At 38.7% G+C, this 21,992-nt stretch carries 19 protein-coding genes; all 19 read right to left on the reverse strand.

What is annotated here, in order from left to right; genetic code table 11:
- A partial coding sequence (locus GNF10_RS24035) for a carbohydrate-binding protein (protein WP_185607249.1) occupies positions 1-890 on the reverse strand: 890 nt, incomplete at its 3' end.
- Positions 891-1,361: 471 nt separating this feature from the next.
- A complete protein-coding gene (locus GNF10_RS24040) occupies positions 1,362-1,901 on the reverse strand; it encodes a WcaF family extracellular polysaccharide biosynthesis acetyltransferase (protein ID WP_185587516.1) in 540 nt (179 codons plus the stop codon).
- Between the two features lie 101 nt (positions 1,902-2,002).
- On the reverse strand, positions 2,003-2,188 hold the full coding sequence (locus GNF10_RS24045; protein WP_185607250.1) for a hypothetical protein: 186 nt from the start codon (positions 2,186-2,188) through the stop codon (positions 2,003-2,005).
- Positions 2,189-2,331: 143 nt separating this feature from the next.
- A complete protein-coding gene (locus GNF10_RS24050; protein ID WP_185587518.1) occupies positions 2,332-3,099 on the reverse strand; it encodes a glycosyltransferase family 2 protein in 768 nt (255 codons plus the stop codon).
- Positions 3,100-3,349: 250 nt separating this feature from the next.
- Positions 3,350-4,543 carry a glycosyltransferase gene (locus GNF10_RS24055; protein WP_185587520.1) on the reverse strand — a complete coding sequence of 398 codons (1,194 nt, stop codon included), beginning with the start codon at positions 4,541-4,543 and terminating at the stop codon, positions 3,350-3,352.
- 86 nt (positions 4,544-4,629) lie between these two features.
- Entirely contained in the window at positions 4,630-6,429 is a 1,800-nt protein-coding gene (asnB, locus tag GNF10_RS24060) for an asparagine synthase (glutamine-hydrolyzing) (protein ID WP_185587522.1), read from the reverse strand.
- Between the two features lie 313 nt (positions 6,430-6,742).
- On the reverse strand, positions 6,743-7,900 hold the full coding sequence (locus GNF10_RS24065) for a glycosyltransferase (RefSeq protein WP_185587524.1): 1,158 nt from the start codon (positions 7,898-7,900) through the stop codon (positions 6,743-6,745).
- Positions 7,901-7,959: 59 nt separating this feature from the next.
- A complete protein-coding gene (locus GNF10_RS24070) occupies positions 7,960-9,165 on the reverse strand; it encodes a glycosyltransferase family 4 protein (protein ID WP_185587526.1) in 1,206 nt (401 codons plus the stop codon).
- 3 nt (positions 9,166-9,168) lie between these two features.
- Positions 9,169-10,677 carry a hypothetical protein gene (locus tag GNF10_RS24075; protein ID WP_185587528.1) on the reverse strand — a complete coding sequence of 503 codons (1,509 nt, stop codon included), beginning with the start codon at positions 10,675-10,677 and terminating at the stop codon, positions 9,169-9,171.
- Positions 10,674-12,011, reverse strand: a complete 1,338-nt coding sequence (locus GNF10_RS24080; RefSeq protein ID WP_185587530.1) for a glycosyltransferase — start codon at positions 12,009-12,011, stop codon at positions 10,674-10,676. Before GNF10_RS24080 ends, GNF10_RS24075 begins: the two co-directional genes overlap by 4 nt.
- Before the next feature lie 13 nt (positions 12,012-12,024).
- Positions 12,025-12,837 (reverse strand): FkbM family methyltransferase, encoded by an 813-nt coding sequence (locus tag GNF10_RS24085; RefSeq protein WP_185587532.1) that lies wholly within the window; start codon positions 12,835-12,837, stop codon positions 12,025-12,027.
- A 10-nt stretch (positions 12,838-12,847) separates the two neighbouring features.
- On the reverse strand, positions 12,848-13,876 hold the full coding sequence (locus GNF10_RS24090; RefSeq protein WP_185587534.1) for a glycosyltransferase: 1,029 nt from the start codon (positions 13,874-13,876) through the stop codon (positions 12,848-12,850).
- A 1-nt stretch (position 13,877) separates the two neighbouring features.
- The gene (locus GNF10_RS24095; protein WP_185587536.1) at positions 13,878-14,048 is read right to left on the reverse strand and encodes a hypothetical protein; all 171 of its coding nucleotides are present in this window, start codon (positions 14,046-14,048) and stop codon (positions 13,878-13,880) included.
- 113 nt (positions 14,049-14,161) lie between these two features.
- On the reverse strand, positions 14,162-15,271 hold the full coding sequence (locus tag GNF10_RS24100; RefSeq protein WP_185587537.1) for a glycosyltransferase family 1 protein: 1,110 nt from the start codon (positions 15,269-15,271) through the stop codon (positions 14,162-14,164).
- A gap of 65 nt (positions 15,272-15,336) precedes the next feature.
- Complete coding sequence (locus tag GNF10_RS24105) at positions 15,337-16,311, reverse strand: glycosyltransferase family 2 protein (protein ID WP_185587539.1); 975 nt, start codon at positions 16,309-16,311, stop codon at positions 15,337-15,339.
- A 125-nt stretch (positions 16,312-16,436) separates the two neighbouring features.
- The gene (locus GNF10_RS24110) at positions 16,437-17,402 is read right to left on the reverse strand and encodes a glycosyltransferase family 2 protein (protein ID WP_185587542.1); all 966 of its coding nucleotides are present in this window, start codon (positions 17,400-17,402) and stop codon (positions 16,437-16,439) included.
- A gap of 2 nt (positions 17,403-17,404) precedes the next feature.
- Positions 17,405-18,733, reverse strand: coding sequence for a glycosyltransferase family 4 protein (locus tag GNF10_RS24115; protein WP_185587545.1), 1,329 nt, complete (start codon positions 18,731-18,733; stop codon positions 17,405-17,407).
- Between the two features lie 26 nt (positions 18,734-18,759).
- Complete coding sequence (locus tag GNF10_RS24120; RefSeq protein WP_185587547.1) at positions 18,760-19,800, reverse strand: hypothetical protein; 1,041 nt, start codon at positions 19,798-19,800, stop codon at positions 18,760-18,762.
- A gap of 494 nt (positions 19,801-20,294) precedes the next feature.
- Positions 20,295-21,518 carry a glycosyltransferase family 4 protein gene (locus GNF10_RS24125; protein WP_185587550.1) on the reverse strand — a complete coding sequence of 408 codons (1,224 nt, stop codon included), beginning with the start codon at positions 21,516-21,518 and terminating at the stop codon, positions 20,295-20,297.
- Between the last annotated feature and the right edge of the window lie 474 nt (positions 21,519-21,992).

Below are 21,992 nucleotides of genomic sequence, written 5' to 3' on the forward strand. Positions count from 1 at the left end.
CCGTAGGTACAATACGTATTTGTTTCAGGGTTGAAATCTACAGGTGGATGCCATGTGGGGTAGACTTTGCCATCCTCGCCGTTGGTAAGATAAGTATCGTGCATCCACTTGGGGCATTCCCATGTTTTGCCAGGAGACCACAGCCCATAGGATTTGGCGAGAATCTGGGAACTGGTTGGTAGTAGGTTTTGTGTTCGTATTGGTCTGCCAGAAATAGAAATAACAGGCGAACCTTGGTTTACATTGTTGGATTGGATTTTTTGTATCTCGTCAATTTTTTGCTCTGTATCCTTTGCCCAGAAAGCAAACCAATTAAAGCGCATAGAACGGTTAGAGCCTGTAAACCTAATGACAAGGTTTTGTTTTCCTTTTGCAAGGCTCTTATTCAAAGGACACGGAACTGTACGATAGTTTGACAGAGAACCAGTGCTGTTGATGGTACAGCTCCCCACCACAGTACCGCTAACTGAACCTAAGCGCACTTCAATGCTGTTTGTCCCAGAAGGCAAAGCGATACGCAGCATCAATGCCTCTACACCACTACCTAAGTCAAGGTTGTTGTATACTCCATAGTTACCATTGGCGGTGTTGGTTAGTTCCTGGGTTTGCTCTGTATACACAAGATCAAAAGGATTTTCGCTACGCTCCCAATAGTCTCCCCAGGCTGTGTTTAGTCCAGAACGAAACGATGAGTTGAGAGCATCTACACGCTTAAATACAGGCCAAGGTGCCGATGCGCTCGACGGAATAGTCAATGTGCTGGTAGCCGCTACAACCTTCAGTGGCTCCAAAACCGGAATATTTAATACATGACTAATGCCGGATAAACTCAGTAGTAACAGTAACGTAATAGCAGTGTGCAGAAAAAATCTGCTTAATTTAGGGTTCACATCATTTATCCTCTGAAATTAAACGGCGTTGCTGAATCAAAACAAAACATAAACAAACTAGCCGCAGTCAACAGGCTGCCAGTTACTACATCTACTAATGACTCTTGAAATATGCCAGAGATAATAGATTAGAGATTGAACTAACAACTCCAGTATTTATTGGGGTGAAAAAATTTTGAAAATGTGATGACTTCAAAATGTGATGACTATCACTTTTCCATTAATCTAGGCTAGGCATCCTTCTTTCGTTACTACGCAGAGAGTATATCAGGGATCAAACCGTTCGAGAACCATATATAATTAATTTTGTAATTTTGTCTGATTATTTATAAGCTTAGATTCTGACCTATTTACAACGAAAAATACCTTAAAGTACTATTATCAGTTTAAATTTACGTTAAAATTGCAATCTACGATCGCCTGCTTGAAGCTTTTTGCACAGAGGCTTTGCCTGTTTTCAGATATGTCTTATCAAAGCTTTCGTTGCTTGATGGGTTGAGCCGGATTACCTGCATAAATGGTCATCGACTGTAGTGATTTTCCAGCAACGCTACCTAATGTTAGTACTGCTCCTCGACCAACAGTGACTCCTGGCCCAATTACAGACTTGGCAGCAATCCAACTACCCTCTTGAATATTGATTGGGGCAACAATTAATTTAAAATTGGGATGATTCCAGTCATGATTCCCGGTGCAGAGATAGACCATTTGAGATAGGCAAACATGGCTTTCAATGCTGACACTAGCGAGGTTATCTATCCATACATTTTCCCCAACCCAAACAAAATCACCAATGTCTAACCGCCAGGGAAATTTTACCCGCACTCCAGGTTTAATGCGGACACCTTGACCGACTGTAGCCCCAAAACTGCGGAGTACCCAAATCTTAAAAGCTGAAAATGGTAGCCAATAACTTTCAACTAAGGGCGATCCAATAAAATACCAAAGAAGTTGCTTCCAGTATGGTGCTCCTGGAGTATAGTCGTTAACAGTATATTGATTTAGGCGCATACGGTGGTTAAATTTATCGAAATAGCATTCAGGAGCTAGAATTCAACATGAATTCTATACGACTAGCGGAATTTGACTTCGGTGTGACATTTCGACAAGGCTCAGTCGAGCGCTGAATAGATGGTTTTAAGATCCCACCAAATAGTAGATTTAGTGGTCAACCTTTGTAGCTGTAGGTCTGAATCGAATGGCACTAAGATAAGCGCAAACCCTTGATTTAACTGGCTTTTGAGTGTGGGGAGTGTGGGGAGCCAGATTTCTTCCCCATCTTCCCCATCTTCCCACACCCTATACACCTCCCTCAGACAAAGGTTTCAGGTTTTCTTAGTGCCATTCAGGTCTGAATCTCCTAATTGATGGTTACTGAGTGTATCGAAGTATTGTAAATATTTATAATATTTAAAATAAATTCTTAATAACTACTGACTAATTAAGTTTTAAATTTCTCAGCTTCTATAAGTCGAATGCTCAAGAGTATTTCTGCCAGAACACGCTGAAAAGCATAGTACCAACCATGCCAACCATCTAGAATACCGCCTTTTATAATCAAGCAATAAAATAAAATTATAAAAGGTGCAATAATTTTTTGTTTGCGGATGCGATCGCCTAAACTAAGTTCACTAGTAGGAGCCTCTAGTAATTTTTTTACTTCCAATACCATATAACGCTCCTGTGCCCATAACCAACGCTTTAGTGGTTTGCGATCATCGTGGTGAATATAGGCAGAAAGTGTTGTGGAGTTACCAAACATCTGCAAAAGTTGTGTGTGTCCATCATCGATGTACTTAGCCTTGCTTTTACGAAAAAGCACTTGACGAGGTGGAAGTATACAATTACGCATTGGTTTACCAAACACACAATACTGGAATCTGGCAAAATAGCCATCAATCTTTCCATCAATCGGTAGAGCAGCAATTTCAGAAATTAACTCATTAGTTACTATATAGTCTGCATCTAGAGAAAGCACCCACGGCGACTGAACTTGCTCTAAACCATAATTCCATTGCCTAGCATGAGTCTCAAATTCCTGTTGGAATACATGAACTTGTGGATAGGAGTTAAGAATTTCTAGAGTTTTATCACTACTATAGCTATCAATAACTATAATTTTCTCTGCCCAAGTGAGTTGCTGGAGTGTGCGTTCAATATTTGGGTCCTCATTATAGGTGAGAATAAGAGGAGTAATCAGCTTTAGCATATCAAAAGTAAATCTCTCCGAATCAGATCAATCACCGAGTAAAGTACTAGAACAAAGCATAGACTTCTAAAGAAAAGGAAATCTACCTGCAAACTTAAATTTAATGTTTGTAATATTCCGATATCATCTCCATCAGAGGTTTTATGAGATAAAGATGATTGTGTAATTGATTGGGAGATTGGTATTGGTATTCATATTGGTTACTACTCTTTAAATGCATATTTTTAATCACCTATTATTTATCATTACCTTAACCGACAGTAGAAACAGCCTGACTTTCAATGATCTCAGTATAAACTGAGATTTGTTTTGATGCGATACGATCCCAAGTATAATTTTCTAATATAAATTTACGGGCGCGATCGCCCATTTCCTTTGCTTCATGAGGATGATCTAGAGCCTGCTGTATAGATGCAGCGATCGCAGTTACCTGTAGTTCTGTAACATAGCCAAGATGTTGCTGTGCAACCAGATCAGCTAAAGCAATGCCAGGAGTAAGTAGGACTGGAAGACCGACAGCTAAAGCTTCTAAAGCTGCTACCCCAAAGTTTTCAGAGTAGGAAGTTAGAGCAAATAAGTCTGAGCCTTGCATTATTAAATCTTTGATTTCTCCGTTAACAAATCCTGCGATATGGGTGCGGTTTTTAATGCCATTGGATAAGAGAAGTGATTTAATTTCACTTTCATATTCTTGTGAACCACTACCTGCTAACACAAATGTAAAGCGATAATCAGATAATTTTCCTAAAGCTGGAATCAAGTATTCTAAACCTTTTTTGTGATGCAGGCGAGATAAAAATAAAATAATTGGTTCATCGTCTGGTAAGTTTAAGTATTGCCGCAAATGCTGATGCGCGTTAGGGTTAATATTAGGAATATCAACACCGTGCGGTAAAATAAAACTTGGGGAACTTAGATTTAATTGCGAAGCTTCTTGTTGTTCTTGATTTGAGGTAAAATGTATGGATTTACTATAATTGAGATTGGCTTTTTCTATGAGTTGGAGATAAATTTGCTTTTTGCGAGAGCTTTGTTGTAAAGACCATTCACATAGCTGTCCTAAAGGGCGAACGATGTAAGGAACTCTTTGGAAACGAGCGATCGCCATTGCTACTGTAGAAGGATAGGAAAAAATAGCGTGGACGTGTAGTAAGTCATACTTAGAAACATTTTGCCACAACCATATAGTTAGCTCTCTAGAAAAGGCAAATTCTCTGATAGAGCCAACTTTAGGAGAAAAGCGCTTAAAGAAATTTACTGGTACTTGATTGTACTCAATACGCCTACCAAGGGGTACATCAAGCAAATCATTACCATTATCATTAGTAGTAACAATTTCTGCTTCAATATTTTCATCTCTTAATGCTTTAACTACCTCTATTACTGCTTGACTTGGGCCACCTCTTACTGATGCTATTGAAGGAATAATATGAAGAATTTTCATTTTTATCCAAAATTGTGAGGTTTTTAATTATTAATCTAACTTTTTTTGGCAGTCCTCACAAGTTACCTTTAAAATTGAACAATTTTTTAGGCATAAGTTCGCTCTAGCCAATGTTGTAACATCATCAAACTCCAGTGCCGATACCAATGAGTAAGAGAAATATTATCGGGAACCTTTACATTATTAAAATGATTTTGTAAATCCCCAGAAATCCACTTATCAACGGGAACATAAAATCCTTTTTTGGGACGGTTAACAACCCATTCTGGCAATTCAGGAACTGATTGAATTAATAGTTTTTTACCAATTGCTAAACGCATATTACTAGGAATAGAAGCTACTGCCTCAAATAGATTACGATCAACTAGGGGAACCCGTAATTCTAATCCCCAGTTCATGCTCATCACATCGCTATCCCTTAAAAGTTGATTACGCATATAGCAGCTTATTTCTAACAAACTTACTTCATCTTCTATTGTCAAATCTGCTTTATGAGTATCGGCTGATGGAAACATATAAGTAGTTAAAGGTTGATGAGGAATATACTGCTGCATAATTGCACATGCTTCTTTATGAGAGAAAATTCCTCTGAAAGTAGAATAGGCAGATGCAGAACTTGGAGCCTGTTCCAAAAAATCACCCAGGCGTTTAAGCTTTGGTGATTTTCCCCAACGCGATAATCCTTTACCTATATTCTTCCCTAGAACAGGAATTGTTTGCAATGTTTTACCCCATGCTAGCATTTGGGGAATTTTTTCAAATGATTTATATCCACCAAAAATTTCGTCTCCACCTAGCCCAGATAGGACTACTTTCATGCCGTCTTCGTGGGCAATCTGTGATACAAAAAAAGTATTAAATCCATCAATACTGGGCTGATCAATAGCTTGTAGGAATTCAGGAAAGAACTGTTTGGCAATAGAGGCCGTAACTTTATATTCTGTGTGTTTTGCTCCAAATAAATTGGCAACTTTTTTTGCAACTTCGCCTTCATTCCATTGGGTTTCTTCAAAAGCTATAGAGTATGTAGATATCTGTTTATTCTGCACCTTTGTAGCTAGAGCTAGAATAGCTGTAGAGTCAATTCCACCACTAAGGAAAATGCCAACAGGCACGTCACTTACCAAGTGATGTTCGATTGTATCAACTAAAGCATTACGAACTTTTTCTTGGGCTTCTATTGGTGAAATTGCTTGTGGAGTAAAGTTAATTTGCCAATACTGTTGTTTGGTGACACGATCGCCTTGCCAATACAACCAATGACCAGCTGCTAAACAATGAATATCTGCAATCAGGGTATATGGTTCTGGAACTGAACCATATACCAGATAGCCATATAATCCTTCTGGACTCAAGTTAAGGGCAGGTAAACGAGATGCAAGGATAGCTTTAAGCTCTGAAGCAAAGACTAAAGTAGAACCAGATGACCAATAGTATAATGGCTTGATTCCTAAAGGATCGCGAGCCATAAAGCAGGTTTTTTCCCAGTCATCCCAAATAGCAAAAGCAAACATACCTCTTAAATGTTCTAAACAATTAGAACCCATTCTTTGATAGAGCTTGAGGATAACTTCAGTATCTGTTTGGGACTGGAACTGCTCTCCTTGAGAAATGAGATTTTGTCGCAGTTGTGAAAAGTTATAAATTTCACCATTGAAAGTAATCCAGTACCGACCATCAGGTGTAGACATTGGCTGATGTCCAGCAGGGCTGAGATCCAAAATTGACAGACGAGTATGAGCAAGGGCTACTCGTCGATCCTCTGATATATAAGTACCTAAATCATCTGGTCCACGGTGCTTAATAGCATTTTGCATCTTTAGCACCAAATTTTCCAGATCCTGATTGATTTCCGTTTTAGTTAAAATTCCAGCAATACCACACATTTAAGACCTCTTAAGAAATACAGAAAATATAAATATGAAAATTAATAGTAGATTAGCTTAATTTAGCGCTAAAGAATCTACAATCTTTCTTGACGCTAGCTACTTTTTGTACGAGAGAGGTACTTATGAGTTCGCGTAAGTTTCTTAGAAAAGCAACGTCTGGAAAGAAGTTTTTGAATCTTAAAACTTTTAGGAAACTTGATTGTTTTCCTTAAGGTATAACGAATGCTGTTCTTTGGAAGCTCACCTTAAATTACCATTATTTACTTACTTTTATGCAAAATTCATTCCATTCAACAGCAAAGACACAATATCAAGTCTGGGAAAACTGCTTTTCTAAGTAATAATTAAGGCGTTTTTGAAAGCATTCAAAACCAAATTTATCAATTACCCGCTTTCTTAATTCTTCGGGTTGATATATTAGAGGATTAGGATATTTACCTTGTAGGATTTGAATTATAGCTTCAGCGATCGCCTCGACATCATCAGGGTCAATCAGTGCGCCTAATTCTCCTTGACATAGAGCATCAACACTTCCATCTTTATTCCCTGCCAAAGTAGGTTTACCACACGCCAGTGCTTCTAGGTAAACAATACCAAACCCTTCACCTCTACTTGGCATGGCAAACAGATCGCAAAGATTATAATAATCTCCCAGTTCTTCATCAGGAACGTAGCCAGTTAAGGTTACACAATCTTGAAGTTGAGACTCGGCAATTAACTGTTCAACTGCTGGTCGGTCAGTTCCCTTTCCGACTATAACATAGTGTACATTTGGGATAGCTTGACGAATTTGGGGTAAGACGCTAAGGATTTTATTATAGCCTTTGTATTGCTCTGATTGAGAAAGCCGAGCCACAGTAAGAATAATTGGTTGTTGTGCATTTAAGCCATATCGTTGGAGGAGATAATCTGGTTTGGGTGCAATCCTAAAGCGATTAGGAGTGAAAGTATTAGGCAGGACGACAACTCGATCTGGCTGGAGATTTTGTTCTTTGAGTAGGCGATCGCGAGTGTAATTACTAACGGCTAGAATTAAGTCAGCATTCTTGAGGGCTTTTTTAAGGGTAGGATTTTGGATGTCCCAGGCTTCTATTCCATGCGCTGCAACCCAGTAGGGAATGCCAATTAATCGTTTTAATAGGTACGCTATCACACTAAAGTTGAGATGAGTAGAAAAGATGAGTTTTGGTCGTTGCCAAAGACCAAGACCAATCATTTGCGCTGCAAGTATTGGAGTACGTAGGGATAAAGGCCAATTACCGGTTCTATGAAAACACAAATTGGGTGACTTGGATGGCACATCTGTATCGTGCTTAATTACAACATCGTAAGCACAATCGGGGTAGAGACTTTCAAATGCTTTTAAACACAAAGAAGAGTAACATTCAATTCCACCTGTTGAGTTGAATAGACCAGGAAACCAGAGATGATAGTGTTGGTTATGTTTACTAAAGTTTTTCTTATTCACTTTTTGTTATTAACTATCAGCAAATTCAGGGTAGGAAACTTTTTAGATAAGGTTTTTATTTATTTAGCTGTAACTCCCCCTTGCTTGGGGCGACATACATAATCAAGCGCCTGTTTCAAACCCTTGCTTGCATGAGTATAGCTGTATTGAGACACAATTTTTTGGCTTTCTTCTCCCCAACGACACAAACGCTGGCGATCAGAAAATGCTTCTTGCAGGCTACTGACTAAAGCTGATATATTACCAGCCGTAAATACAAGCCCATTGTGTTTGTGATGAATTAAATCTTGGGCACAACCCACGTGGGTGCTGACAATTACTGGGCGAGATAAGCACATTGCTTCGTTAATTGCCAGTCCCCAAGTTTCTGAAGCGCCGTAACTGGGCAACACAACTAAATCAGCAATAGCATAGGTGCGGGGCATCAAGCTTTGATTTTGAAAAGGAGCAAAATAGATATTTGAATGGTGTGCAGCTGCGGTTTTTAAATCTGCTTCTAAAGAACCTGCACCGACAAATAGTAGCGATACTTGAGACAGGGTTGCTGACAAAAAAGCTTGTAGCAAATCCAAAGGACGTTTTTTGGATTCAAATTTACCTGCAAATAGAATCACTGCATGATCCGATGGGATACCTAATTCTTGCTTCCATATAGTTGCTTGGTGTTTGGCGCTCTCAGCTTGAGTAAAAAAGCGATCGTTATCAACAGCATGGGGAGAAAAAAATAGATTATTACTGGGTACACCATGATATTGAAAGTAGCCATAATTAGCTTTACCTACATAAAGGCAAGCAGCAAAACGGCGATAAATCTGGGTAATAAACTGCTGACGCGCCCATGCTTTAATTCCAGTAGGCTGTAGTAGTCGATGAGAATCACCTCTAAATAGCAACGGTATCTCAGATGAATTCCATTTCCACAGAAATTTATAGATGCTGGCGTAGTTGTAGGCCATCAATAGGACTGCATCAGGATTATAGGCTTTCACTTGTGAGATTAAAGATGGATTTTGTAACCCCCAAAAATGATGAACTCCTGGTTTAGAACTAACATTTGGTACAAACTCGTATTCATATCCATCTAAGAGGGGAATATCCCACTGTAGGGCTTGCTGGAAGCCTGTATCAATCTGATGTGTAACACCGAAGTTCCACAAGTAAAATACCTTAATCTGCAAATCACCAGCACTAGCCAAGTAACGAAACCAAGGTGCGTAGTATTGTATTGGGTGAGATGTGATAATTGCCAGTTTTATCGTATTCATAATTTAATTCATTTGTCCCCCCTGAAAAGCATGTCGTGAAACCCGCTGCTTCTTCATCAAAACTAACGAAATACCAGCAATTGTTGTGCTTGATTGAAATAAAGCAGCAACATATACTCCGGCAGAAAATTCAGATTGGAAGGAGTATGACATCATCAGTACAGCAAACAGAGACTGGAATGATAAAATTGGAGCATTCATACTCCAACGAGTTGCTTTTCCATAAGCTGCACCCAAAATAATAGCCAGTCCTCCACAGCCAATTAATCCAAAATTGGCATAGGATTCAGCTAGCAAACCCCAGCCAATAGTAGTTTTCACACTTTGTTCGTATGTCTGTAGTTTATAGTGTACGTTTAAAATGCTTGTACCTTCATGAGACCTGATTTTATTAGAGTTTAATATCCGAGGGACTAAAAGTTCTGGTAATATTGCGTATGTAGCTCCGTATAAATAAGGTATTCTATCGGGACTCTTGTCCTGAGCTAAAAGTAGCATTTGGATTACACTAGATCGTTCAACAAAAGAAGCTTTTTCTTCGGAGTTACTAGGTAAATTCTCTTCACTCTTATTTCGATTTATATAAGTTAGTGAATAGCCTATCCATTCAGAATACCAAGCAGGATAATTCCAGGGTTGAACATAATAAGAGCTATTTTTAGCAAACCAATACTTTGATCTCATCTCGGATTTGCCATAGTGCAAAAAATTCAATAGAACCAGAAGAATTATAATTGATATTATAGGTAGTTTTTTCCGAGAAATAACAAAGGAAATTATAGCGAGCAAAGCGATACTAGAAGCAGAAACAAGCAGTAATGTAACTGTACTTGTCACTAAATTGGCAATTAGAAATAATATAAACAATCTAGCCTGTAATTTTGATAATTCTTTTTTTCCTAATTGATAAGAAAGGACAAAAACCCCTAGTGCGGTTAATCCTAAAATCGTACCGCGTACTACAGCAATTGTTCCTGCATTAATAGATTCAAGCCAGCCAGCATTACTATATACATTAAATAAAACACTGGTTATCAATATAAATAAGAAAAAGTTAATGCCTTTACGAATGTTCAAACTCCGATAAAACTTAGGCATTGGAGGAATAGATTTGACAAATCGGAACCAGACTAAGGTTCCTAGTCCTAAAAATCCAGCGACCGTCAGACCAGCAAACAAATGGCTACTGGGAGAGTAAGTAATAACGGTTGGATGATTACTGACAAGTGGTAAGGCATAAGTCCAAAGGAAAGTGAGAGCAAAAAATGGGAAGATAGGCATTCCATGAGCGCGACCTGAACACCAAAGATAGCTAGGTATCAGAGAAGCAATAGTAATCAATATTGCTCCAGCCTTGCTAAGTATAGAGGTATTTTCATTGAAGAAGATTTCAAAAGTAAAAAGCCCTAAAGCGATTATCCAAAATACTCTCAATAGCTGATCTTGTTTTTTCTTTGGGGGGCGAGGAAAATATTCCCAAGGCTGAGGATTAGACTCAAAGTATCCGTTCATAATGATTTGTTAATTTTGGCAGTAGTAAGACAATTGTCAAAGATACTACATTGTTTTTTAGTCATTTCTCTAGCGGTATAAGCTTGAAAAGCAGACCAGTTAGTTTCTGGTTCATAACCTTTTGGGATAGATAATAACCAATTAAGCTGGTCAACTATCTTGGGGAGCAAATCTGCTGGTTTGTTTTGGGAAGTGAAGGTTACAGATTTACCAGCTTGGCAACTCTGTAATATATTGACTACAGAACTTTGCTGGTGAAAAATTGCCAGAACTGGTTTACGGGCTAGAATGCAAGGATAGAGTTTAGAAGCGGTATAGTCTGGGTCATCAGAACCAATCATTAGAATAGCATCGCTATCGACAAGAACTTGTAGCGCTTCAAAGTAAGGAATACGATGAACATGTTCCCGAACTAAGTCGGCAACACCTAATTCTTGAGCAATCGGCTCTACAGTTTTGACAGCACGATTTCCTGGTGCATAACTAGTACCTACAAAGTGTAATTCAACTGCTTGCCATTTTTCAGGGTGATGACGACGCTCTGACTGGATGCCAAGAAATAGAGTCCGTAATGACAAAGCCATATCATCACCACCTCGACCTACATAAACCCAATGACGTTTACCATCATGAGGGTCAAATATTTTTTGTTGAATATTGAGGTAGGGTAGTTGCTCAAAATCAGGCTCAGGCGCACCAAAGGGTAAAACAGTAAATTGTTCTGAAAGCAAATGTGGATATCGCTGTTGTAGAGTTTTTGGATAGGCTGGTGATACGCTAATGACATGACTGACTTTGCTCATAGCTCTGGGTTCGAGCAGTTTTGCTTGGAGTTGAGAAAATCCATATTTCCAGCGTCCCCCTGGTGGAGGTGTGTTTGTCTGTTTGTAGTAATCGCTTAACCAGGGATCTTGAAAGTCCAAGACGTAAGGTATGCGGAAGCGGCGATACCATCGGGTACCCAGAGCCATTGTGATAAATACAGTTGTTGAAAAGTATATTAAATCAAATTTTGTTTGCTGAAGTAAGCGATCGCCAGCTTTGAGTAAATAGGGAAAACTTCTTATACCCAGGCTACCTATGCCAAGACGCTGAGTTTGTTGCAGAGGTAATGCCTTTGTATAAGTTACAGGGATGCGATCGGGAATTGTTTTTGCTAGTAGAGAGTCTTCAATACCTGCAACATAGTCTGGTTGAACCGTGAGAACGTGAGCTTCCCAACCAAATTGTTCCATGTAGGGTAGAGACATTCTTACCCGTTGATGATCGGGGGCATTAATGGGCGGGAAGTGGGGACTGATGATTAAAACTTTACGCTTTAAACTAGGATACATTGCATATTACAATTTAATTAGGCAGGAAAAGTCCGTTAGTATGACTTGGCAATTGACTTGGAGAATATATTTTTCCTCGTGAGTCAAACAGGTAACAGCTATAGCCAAACTGAGTAAGATAATCTCGAATTCGCTGCCCATTTTCATCTATCATCTCTGCGTAAATAGCTTTTATTCGTTGCTCCTTCAAAAATGCTTCTGCACCTTGTAAGGCTGAAATTTCATAACCTTCTACATCCAACTTCCACAAATCTACTGTTGTAATAGAACGTGCAGCTAATTCGTCTTCTAGACGTACTATCTGAATTTGTTCACCTTCCGTTTCAGATATTTGGCTCCAAGCACCATGTCCCAAGCTATCTCCAATATGGTTGAGACGTAATTGAGCCACAGATGCACCAAGTCCTGCCTTAATTATTTCTACGGGCAGAGTGGTGTTAATTGCTAAACATTCTTTTAGCCAGTTGCCTGCTTCAGTACCGGGTTCAAATGCTAGTATTTTACCTTGCGGTAGCCACTGAGCTAAGTACATTAACATTTGACCGATATTTGCACCTGAGTCTACAACAATACCATCGCTAGGGAGAAATTTTTTCGCCCAGTTTAGAAATGCTGCTCCTTCATATTTGCCATAAACAATCCAGCGATGGGTGGAATTTGTCAAATCAAGCTTCCAGGGAATTCCTGCTCCGGTTTCCACCCAACAAATGCCTTTTAATGCGATCGCCTCACCAAACAATCGTTCGCAAATTCCCAATTTATGTTTAAAATCCAGCGCTTGTATCCAAGTTAGAGGTAAAGGTAAAGAAATTGTTTGTATGCTCATCTTCTTTTAACTAAAACAAAAGGTTATGATAAAGTTTTTCGTACTGATCTAAAATAACAGAAGCTGAAAAATGTTTTTCAGCCCGTTGACGACATTGATAACGATCAATATTTAGTAATTGGTTAACAGCAACAACTGCTTCGTCAATAGTGTTAATTAAGTAACCGTCAATACCTTGACGCACAATCTCTGGCAATGCACCTCTAGGACATGAAATTACCGGAGTACCACAAGCTAAGGCTTCAGCAAAGACAATACCAAAAGGTTCTTCCCACTCAATTGGTACAATCATGGCAGCAGCTTTTCCCAATAGATCATTTTTCTGAGCATCGTTGACAGGCCCAACATACTCAATTCTATCTTTTCCTAGGTGAGGGAGAATTTGTTGTTGCCAGTATTGACCTGCTTCCCCAGTTGTGGCGTGATTACCAGCAATGATTAAGCTGCGTCCGGTTTTTTTAGCAATAGCGATCGCATTATGCGCTCCTTTAATCTGCTCTACTCTGCCGAGAAATACCAGTGGTGCATCGGGAGCTACCTGTGGTTGGAAAGTGTATTTTTCTAGTTCCACACAGTTGTGGATGGTATGCCAAACTCCCCCGGCAGTTCGTCCGATGCTACAAATATAATCACTACAACCTGTAAAGGTCAGAGAACCCTTAGCAAGCTTTGTACCCCAGCGAGTGGTGCGATGGTTGGGATCTCGCTGATAAGACATCACCTTGGGGAGGCTAGATGCTAACAGAGGTAATAAATAGAGGATGCGAGAGAAACTATGAATAATATCGGGCTGAAACTTCTTTACTGCTGACCCTAGGGTCATTGTATTCTGCAACGCATCAAATTTGTTTTGCGATCGCTTCCCCGGCCAAGGAAAGAATTGAGTTACTTTTGAGGTTGAGTCAGGGTGAGCAACTAGTCCCACGATGTGACCACGAGTTTGTAATCCTGTAACCAATAAATCAACAATACGTTCAATACCACCATAAAGTTTTGGTGGTACTGGTAGTTCAGGATCGGCAGTGAGTAGAATACGCATTTTAGGCTGCCCAACGCTTATCAGATATTAGAGAACTATGACGTGGTAAAAAAATGAAATCTGCGGAAATATCTACACCTGTTGACAAATTATTGAGCTTATCAACTATCCATTTTCTTTTATAGATTTTATTTTTAATTTCTTCTTTTAATGATGTTAAAAAATTATTCATAACTTTGGATAATGACTAGGGTTTTTCCGAGCATCTGTCACGCATCAAAATTGCAAGATGATCGCTATGAAGCCCTTTCTGTTAGGGACTCAGCCCAAAAATTAAAATGCCGATTAGCTTATTTTGTTCAAAGCTAGTTTAGCTAGTGCAGCGACATCAACAAGAGAAGGAGATGTTTCTGAGGCTAGGATTAGTTTTTGTCTGACTAAAGATATATCATATTCTGAGTCCTTGCCACATAAATAAGAAGAATACTCGTTTATTGCATCGAACCTAATCACATTGCCTTTTTGCCATGTGTATCCTCTACAACCTGCTTCAGTGGTTAGGACAGGTATTTGCCACTCCAGCGCATCGGCTAGCTTAGTGCTACAGCCGCGAGACCATAGAAATAAAGGATGAATGAACCATGTCCAAGTTGATGCTTCATTTTTAAGGTTTTCGTTATCAAGGCGACCTAGATATTTAACGAAATCAAACTGCTCTTCTAAATATTTGCCAAGTTGTTTTGAACTACTGACTATTCTGATAGTTCCTTCAAAATCTTTCCTAGTTTGCAAGTTAGTCAAGATACTTAGCAGTCCTTCATAATTTGGTTGATGATCTAATGTGCCAACAAACCCTGCACGACCAGCAATCGGTTTCCAGTCTAGAGGCTTTGGTGAAATAATGCGAGGCAGCCAACTTACGGACTTTGCGCCTAGCCAACGCTCAAATGCGACTTCTTGCTCACTTAATGTAAATACATGATCTATATGTTGCCTAAGTTGCATCTCATCAAGAATTGTATTAGCTAGGCGCGATCGCTTCCTTGAAGATATTGAAGTTTGATTCTGCGCTGCAAGAAAATCATCGACGAACTGTGCCCCATGAGATAACAAGACAATCTTGACATCTGGTACGGCACTTTTTAAGTATGGTGCAATAGATAACGCATCCACTTGATTGAGAAATACGTAAGGAATATGTTCTGATTGAACTTGTGCAATTAAGGCATCAATAAAAGATTGCGGAATGCGATTATAAAAGCTCGATGGTTTAAGTTTGCGGAAAATTCTCGCCTGCCATCGGCGATCTATTTCATACGCTAAAACTTCTAAGCTCCATCCTGCCGCTTCAATAACTTCTTTATATTCTTTTGTGCAGCGCTGCACTCCACCAAAAGCACTATTAACATAGACGGAGAAGGTTACAAAAAGACCTTTCTTTGTTTTATCTGACAAGTGATTTCCTCTTTTTTATAGCAATTAAAATTATAAAAATGACTGTACTGGAGTTAATAAACTATTCAATAATTTATTTGATAGCGATATCGATAGTAAAATCTTTGCAAATTCATTGCAGCCTTCCAACCAAAAATATCTCTCAAGACTCTAAATAGTGAGCCACCGTCTGGCTTGAGATCACAACCGCCAAGTTCAGTAATTTTCTTCTCTGCATATTGCACTAACTCTGGTAAACGATGATAAGCAAGAAAAACAAAGTACTGCCAAGAGCAAGCAGTGGCATAACGTGTCCGATCGCTATTTTCAACACTTAATAATCGTTCTGTACTGAGTCGAATGACTTCATATTGAGACCACAAGGCTTTTTCAGAGCGTTGTCCACTCAAACTAGGATTTCCTGAGCGATAGTACCATTTAGCTTCAGGACAAAAAACTAAGCGCCTACTGGCAAGTACGGCTCTTGTAAAATATTCCATGTCATTATTCAGTGTTAGTTCCTCATGCCATAAGCCAGTCTTTTCAATAATTTCTCGTGGATATAGCCAAGAGCCTGGAGGCATTGTTCCGTGACCTGTCCAACATTCTACTAGCCAAGCGATGGGATCATCAAAGTCGCACCAGTCATTGTTGGGTACAAATTTAGCAGTTGACAAATCATTTTGATAAAATCTTGCCCAAGGTGCGATCGCCAGAGTACCACTAGGTTCTTCTAAAAGACGCTTAATTTGTACTTCAATTTTTTGTGGTTCTAAAATGTCATCAGCATCAAGGTATTGAATAAAGTCGCCCTTTGCTTCTGCCAAACATCTATTTAAAGCAGCCGTTTGTCCTTTATTTTGACCTTGAGAAATTACTTTTACGCCCTTTGATTCGTAGCTTTTAGCTATCGCCAAGCTGTCATCTTTAGAGCCATCATCAACTAATATTATTTCTATATTTCGCCAAGTTTGATTTAGAGCCGAGTCTAAAGTTTCTCGCAGATATGGCTCGGCATTGTAAACAGGTATGAGTATTGAGACTAATGGACTTATTGACATTTTAATTGTTATTTTTAGCCAATTCTAAAGAGCGAAATGCTGATTCTAGACTGATTCTTGAGCATTACCTACTAAAACTATTAGATAGCCCGTAAAATCTTGCCCATCCACATCCAGCAACAAATTTAGAGTCTCTCAGACCCAGTGATTATTTGCTGGCGAAGCTGTGGTTTAAGGAATCTGATTAACCATTCTCTCAAGCGAATAGCAAAATAAGGATTAAAATTACATAATAGCCGGAATAAAGCACTTAAATGATTAGGAGTTTTACTGTGGAGGGAGAAAGCTAGATTCACACAGCTATCAGCAGTGTTCCAGTCTAAATAAGCAGCAGAAACTCCAGCAATTCCCCAAAGTTTTTGAGAAATTTCATCAGAGTATTCCCCTTTGAGAGATTCAGATACCTTCCGCATAACATGAAATTGTGCTTTAGCACATTTAATTTGGTTAGCAGAGGACATAGAATTAGCTCGATAGTAATTAATGATTGTAGTTGTCGGTTCAGCCGCAAATTTTAAACCTGCGATCGCCATCCGACAGTGAAATGCTACATCCTCATTGTAAAGTACTAATGGATCAGTGTCATAACCACCTGCTTGCAAGTATGCCGAACGACGATACAATCCACAAAAGGGATTAATTTGTTTTTGAATAGTGTATGCGATCGGATCTCGTCTCAATTCATCATTATCAAACTTGTAAATGCCGAGCAACTCTCCAGTATCATCCCGTCGCCATTCATAATTGAATAGCACAACATCTGGCGGATTCTCTAACGTCATCCATTGATGAGCTTGTTCTACAAAATTAGGATATAAAGCATCATCGGCATCATGAAAATGAATCCACTCACAAGTTGTTTGCGCTGCTAAGACATTCTTACCATGAGAACAACCACGATTGATCTCACCTCTAATCACCTTTGCCCCAAACTCTGCGGCAATTTTTCCTGTTTCATCTGTACTGCAATCGTCGTACACCCATATTTCATCAAATTGGATTGTTTGAGCTAAAGCAGACTTAAGTAATCGAGGTAAGTAAGCTGTAGCGTTGTATGCAGGAATACATAGTGCTAAAGAAGGATGGCTCATGGCTAGCGTTTTACCAATTTTTTAAGACTGCGTTCTAGCAAATAGTTTGCTAACTCCCGTAAAGGTAGGTAATCTAGAAATGCTAAAGGTTTTTCTAAAGGTTTTTGAGGGGAAACAGCTTCAATTAACCAAGAGTTGGGGGAAACGGAATGTTTGCCATGTTTAATCAGTTTCTCATAAACTTCCAGTCTTTGTTGAGCAATAAGTTTGGGATTAAGGAAAGTTTCTATAGTCTCTTGAGCAGCTTTGCCAATTTTTTCTTGCTTTCCTTGACTCCAACTCAGTAAGATATCCAACCTATTGGCTAAACTTTGGGCATCGCCTGCTGTGAACGTTAGCCCGTTTACTTCATCAGTAATCAAATCTGCTGCACCAGCACCCAGAGAACACAATACAGTCTGTCCTTGTGCCATTCCTTCTACACATGTGTAGTTAAATACGTCCCAAATAGACGGTACAATTATAAACTTTGCCATTGCTTGAAGTTGGCGAGTTTCTTCAGGTGAGAAAGTGCCGAGTGGCTGTGTCTTGTTTCCCCAAATATCGGGATAAGTCTGGGCAAGATAACTAGCCATAGAAGTGTTGGAATCACGATAAGTTGTATCACGACCAATCCAATCTATTATTGGTGCTTTTTCTCCTAATAATCGCAAAGCTTCACAAACAATTGTTGTACCTTTCCAGTATTGAATCCTTCCTACTACTAAACCATGAGCAGATTTTTTGAATGGTTGAATATTAGGTACAAGCGGCATAGCCGGAGGAATATAGCTAACATCTCTCCCAATTAGTTGTTTCCAGGCTTGAGCATTAGATTGACTGTAGGTCTGTAATTGGTCTGCAACTGAGAGTAAGTTTACTTCTAATAAGCGAACTAAATTGCCTTGCAGTTGGCTATCAACTTGGGGATCGTGAAAATCTATTTGACCAATACTAGCGTGAAGTTGCACAACAGTAGGCGGACTTTCTGGTGATATTATCCAGGGAGCAAACAGCATACCCCAATCTGTTGTTTCCACTAAGTCATAACCCTGACCTTTATTTACCTGTTCCCAAGCAGTCCAAGCCGCTGCTAAATGGCGTTGAAATTCTGGGATGGCTTGGTAACGGTTGAACTTGTATAAATTGGACGAGATTAAGTTGTCATTTAAAAACTCAACGTTAACACCATCTTTCTGATAATTTGGCAATTTGGATGTAAAGGCACTTCCTACTAAAACATCAACTTGATGACCCTGAGCAACAATCTCTGGCAATGTGTTGCTATAAAAAGTAGCAATACCACCCCCAGAATGGGGAGGATATTCAGGGATAATAAAAAGTAGCCTCATAAATTAATTTAACTTCCAGAAATAAACTAGTTGATTGATTGTTTTACTAACCCATTAATTTTGCTACTTACTGCAAGTTCTGATTCAAACTGAGACTGAATAAGTTCAGGATTGAACTCCCCTTGAGAAACTCTTTGACACTGGTTGGCCATCTTAGTCCATTTTTCTTTTTCTGTTAGCTCATAGAGAATTTCTAAAAGCATTTCTTCATCCATATTTGTCAGATAGCTATCCCACTTATGCCTTATTGCCCAATTTCCTAAAGCAGTATCTAACGGTGCAAGGATAATAGCTGGTAAACCTAGATGAGAAAACTCAACTAACTTGCTAGGAAAACAAGTAGCTGCCCAAGGGTGTTCAGCAAGATCAAGAGGATAAGGTACCAATATACAACTAGCTTTTTCCGCCAAAAAATTTATAACTTCTACATTAGTAGTGAATAGTTCTCGATGCTCTATATTTGGACAATTATTGATTAAATCTGGTATACCCGGACGATTTAGAGGAGTAACGAGTAGCAAAGTACCATTAAGTTTTTCAAGCAAGGAAGCAATTTTAAAAAAACTAGATACTTGGCTGGGATAAATACTACCTGCATAAGCAATAACAGGAGAAGTTTTAAATCTATCTTTCCACTCCACAAATTTTTGTTGCCTTCCTTCAGGAATGGGAAGAAGAATACTGACTTTACTAGTATCCATAATATTATAGGTATTAGCAAGTTCTGATGATACTGTCCAAACTCTTGTAGCTTGATTAAGCACAGCCTGCCAATTCCGTTTAATCCAATGATACTCTAATTCAGATTTTGCCCAAAGCTCTTCTTGATCATGAACAATTACAGACAATGGAACTTGCCAAATTTTAGAGAGATAGGCAGCAAACACAGAATAAATATCATGAAGAACAGTAACAATTGCTGTTGGGCGTTCTCTTAAAAAAATCTTTTCACACTCCATCTGCCAACACAAAAATCTAGTTTCAAGTAATTTTGGTATTTGACGACGATAAGGAGGCCACCACCATCTACGCATTGGTATAGAAAGAAGCTGCCATGAATCAGGCATATTTGTATCAGCAAAAGATTCCTCTGGTGCAACTATAGATATTTGCCAACTGCTTGGCAGCCGCTTTAGATGACGATCAATAATAATAGGGCTACCAGGCCCTTGTTTTGGAGCGCTACCTAGTGAAACAAGAATGTGTTGATGCTGTTTCATAAATAAAATAATTGAGTAAATTTCACAGTCAATTATCTGGCTGTGGTGGTAATAATTGAATGTTTGTTGGGATTGTAAAAATTATACAAATATCGATGTGATAACTCACAAATACTACTAGCTTGTCTAGAATAAAATGTTATAATAAATCCTTTTGATAGGCGTTATTTAATGTTTTCCATCTAAATCTAATGTGCATTAGAGCTAACCGATTCCTCCTCAAAAACTGCATAAAGATGTTGGACATTGCCTAACAGAGATATGAATTTAGGTCATCTACTGTGCAATGTCCAGACTGTGAGTCTACGGAAATTCGTAAGAACGGAAACGCCCTCTTTTGCTTATGGCGATTGCAACACCTGTTGGTATAGCTCAATGTATCTTTTTGCTTGCAGTTCCAGAGTATACTCTTGAAGTGCGATCGCTCGACAATTTTCACTCATTTTGTGCCGTTGCTCTCTGTCTAATAGTAATTGGACAATACCATTACAAAAATCTTGTGTATCTTCTGGTTGAGCTAAATAACCAGTTATTCCTGGACGGACTAAATCAGGTACACCACCAATTTTGAAAGAAACCATTGGCGTACCACATGCCATACTCTCTTGGAGTACCAAAGGTAAATTATCCGCACGAGTGGGGAAGATAAAAACATCAGCAGCAGAGTAGGCTATTGACTTCATGCGATCGCCACTTACATACCCCAGGTTTAAAGTTGGTATTCCCACTACTTCAAGAACTTTTTCGCCTCCACTACCCAAAGTTAGTAATAGCGTTTCCGCTTTTAACGCTTTAGGTAAAGTTTGGATCGCTTGTACAAGTAAATCCCCACCTTTACGAGAATCCTCTAAGCCATCTGCACAAAACATGATAACTTTTTTCTCGGCAGGAATACCTAAAATATTTTTACATTTGTCTTTATCTAAAGGTTGATAAGCATCAGTGTTAAGACCATACGGTATGTGATAAATTGAAAAACGGTTAAGTATACTTTTTTTTGCCTGCTCAGTCAGCCATTGACTAGGAGTAACTATCGTGAGATTAGACTTACTATAAACCCAGTCTTTCAGTTGCCATTCTAGACGAGTATTATCTCTTGCTATCTCTGGATAAGTTTCAGGGTAGGGACATTGACCACAACCTTGCTGCCAGCGATCGCAATCGTAACTATAGGCGCAATGTCCCGTAAAGCTCCACATATCATGGAGGGTAAAAATAGCAGGTTTACTTTTGGTTAATCCAGGAATACCTAAATAATTAAAATACCCTGTGTGCAGGTTGTGGAAATTAATAATATCAGCTTGTTCATAAAAATCATGTTTCCAAATGTCAAACGTGCTTACTAAATGGAGGTAATTTAATCCTAAGCGCCTAGTCAAACGCAATAATTGGTTTTCTACGCGATAATTATGACCTACGGCAGCAACAAGGCTACTATCAGTTTTAACTTTGCCAACTAACAGTTTTGAGTTAACGCCTTGCTGCAATAAACTTTGATGAAGGCGATAGCCTGCGATCGCAGCACCGCCACCAATATCAGATTGATTAATATGCAGGACATTCATATACTTGATTGGATTATAGTTTTGATTAAAGTATTTCACGAGAGATGCAGATTTAATTATTTTTATTTATAATAATTAAGTCTTCATGTTAAGCGAACAGAGAATATCTCTTGAACTCATACGCAACATATTGATTTATAGGATAGTATCACTCTGACCATTGTTGATGAGTAATTATTAAATTCGGAAATTTGTTAACATTTAATTCCAGCTTAAACAACAGTTTTCGTAACTTTTATTGATGCGACACGATCGCTACTTATTTTGACTTCTCCTACCTAATATCTTGAGTTAGCCAACCTTTGCTATTTTACAAAATAAATTAATAGCAATGTAAGGCTATTGCTTTATATGTCTTTTTACTAAGTGGAATTTTTTAAATTATCTTTTCAGATACTACTTTACTTATAAAAGTATACTTTATTTTTTTTAAAATTTTGTATAAAGCTGGAAGATAGATATTCATTAAAAATG

Source organism: Nostoc sp. UCD121, assembly GCF_014222285.1.
In the GTDB taxonomy this organism is placed as follows: domain Bacteria; phylum Cyanobacteriota; class Cyanobacteriia; order Cyanobacteriales; family Nostocaceae; genus Nostoc.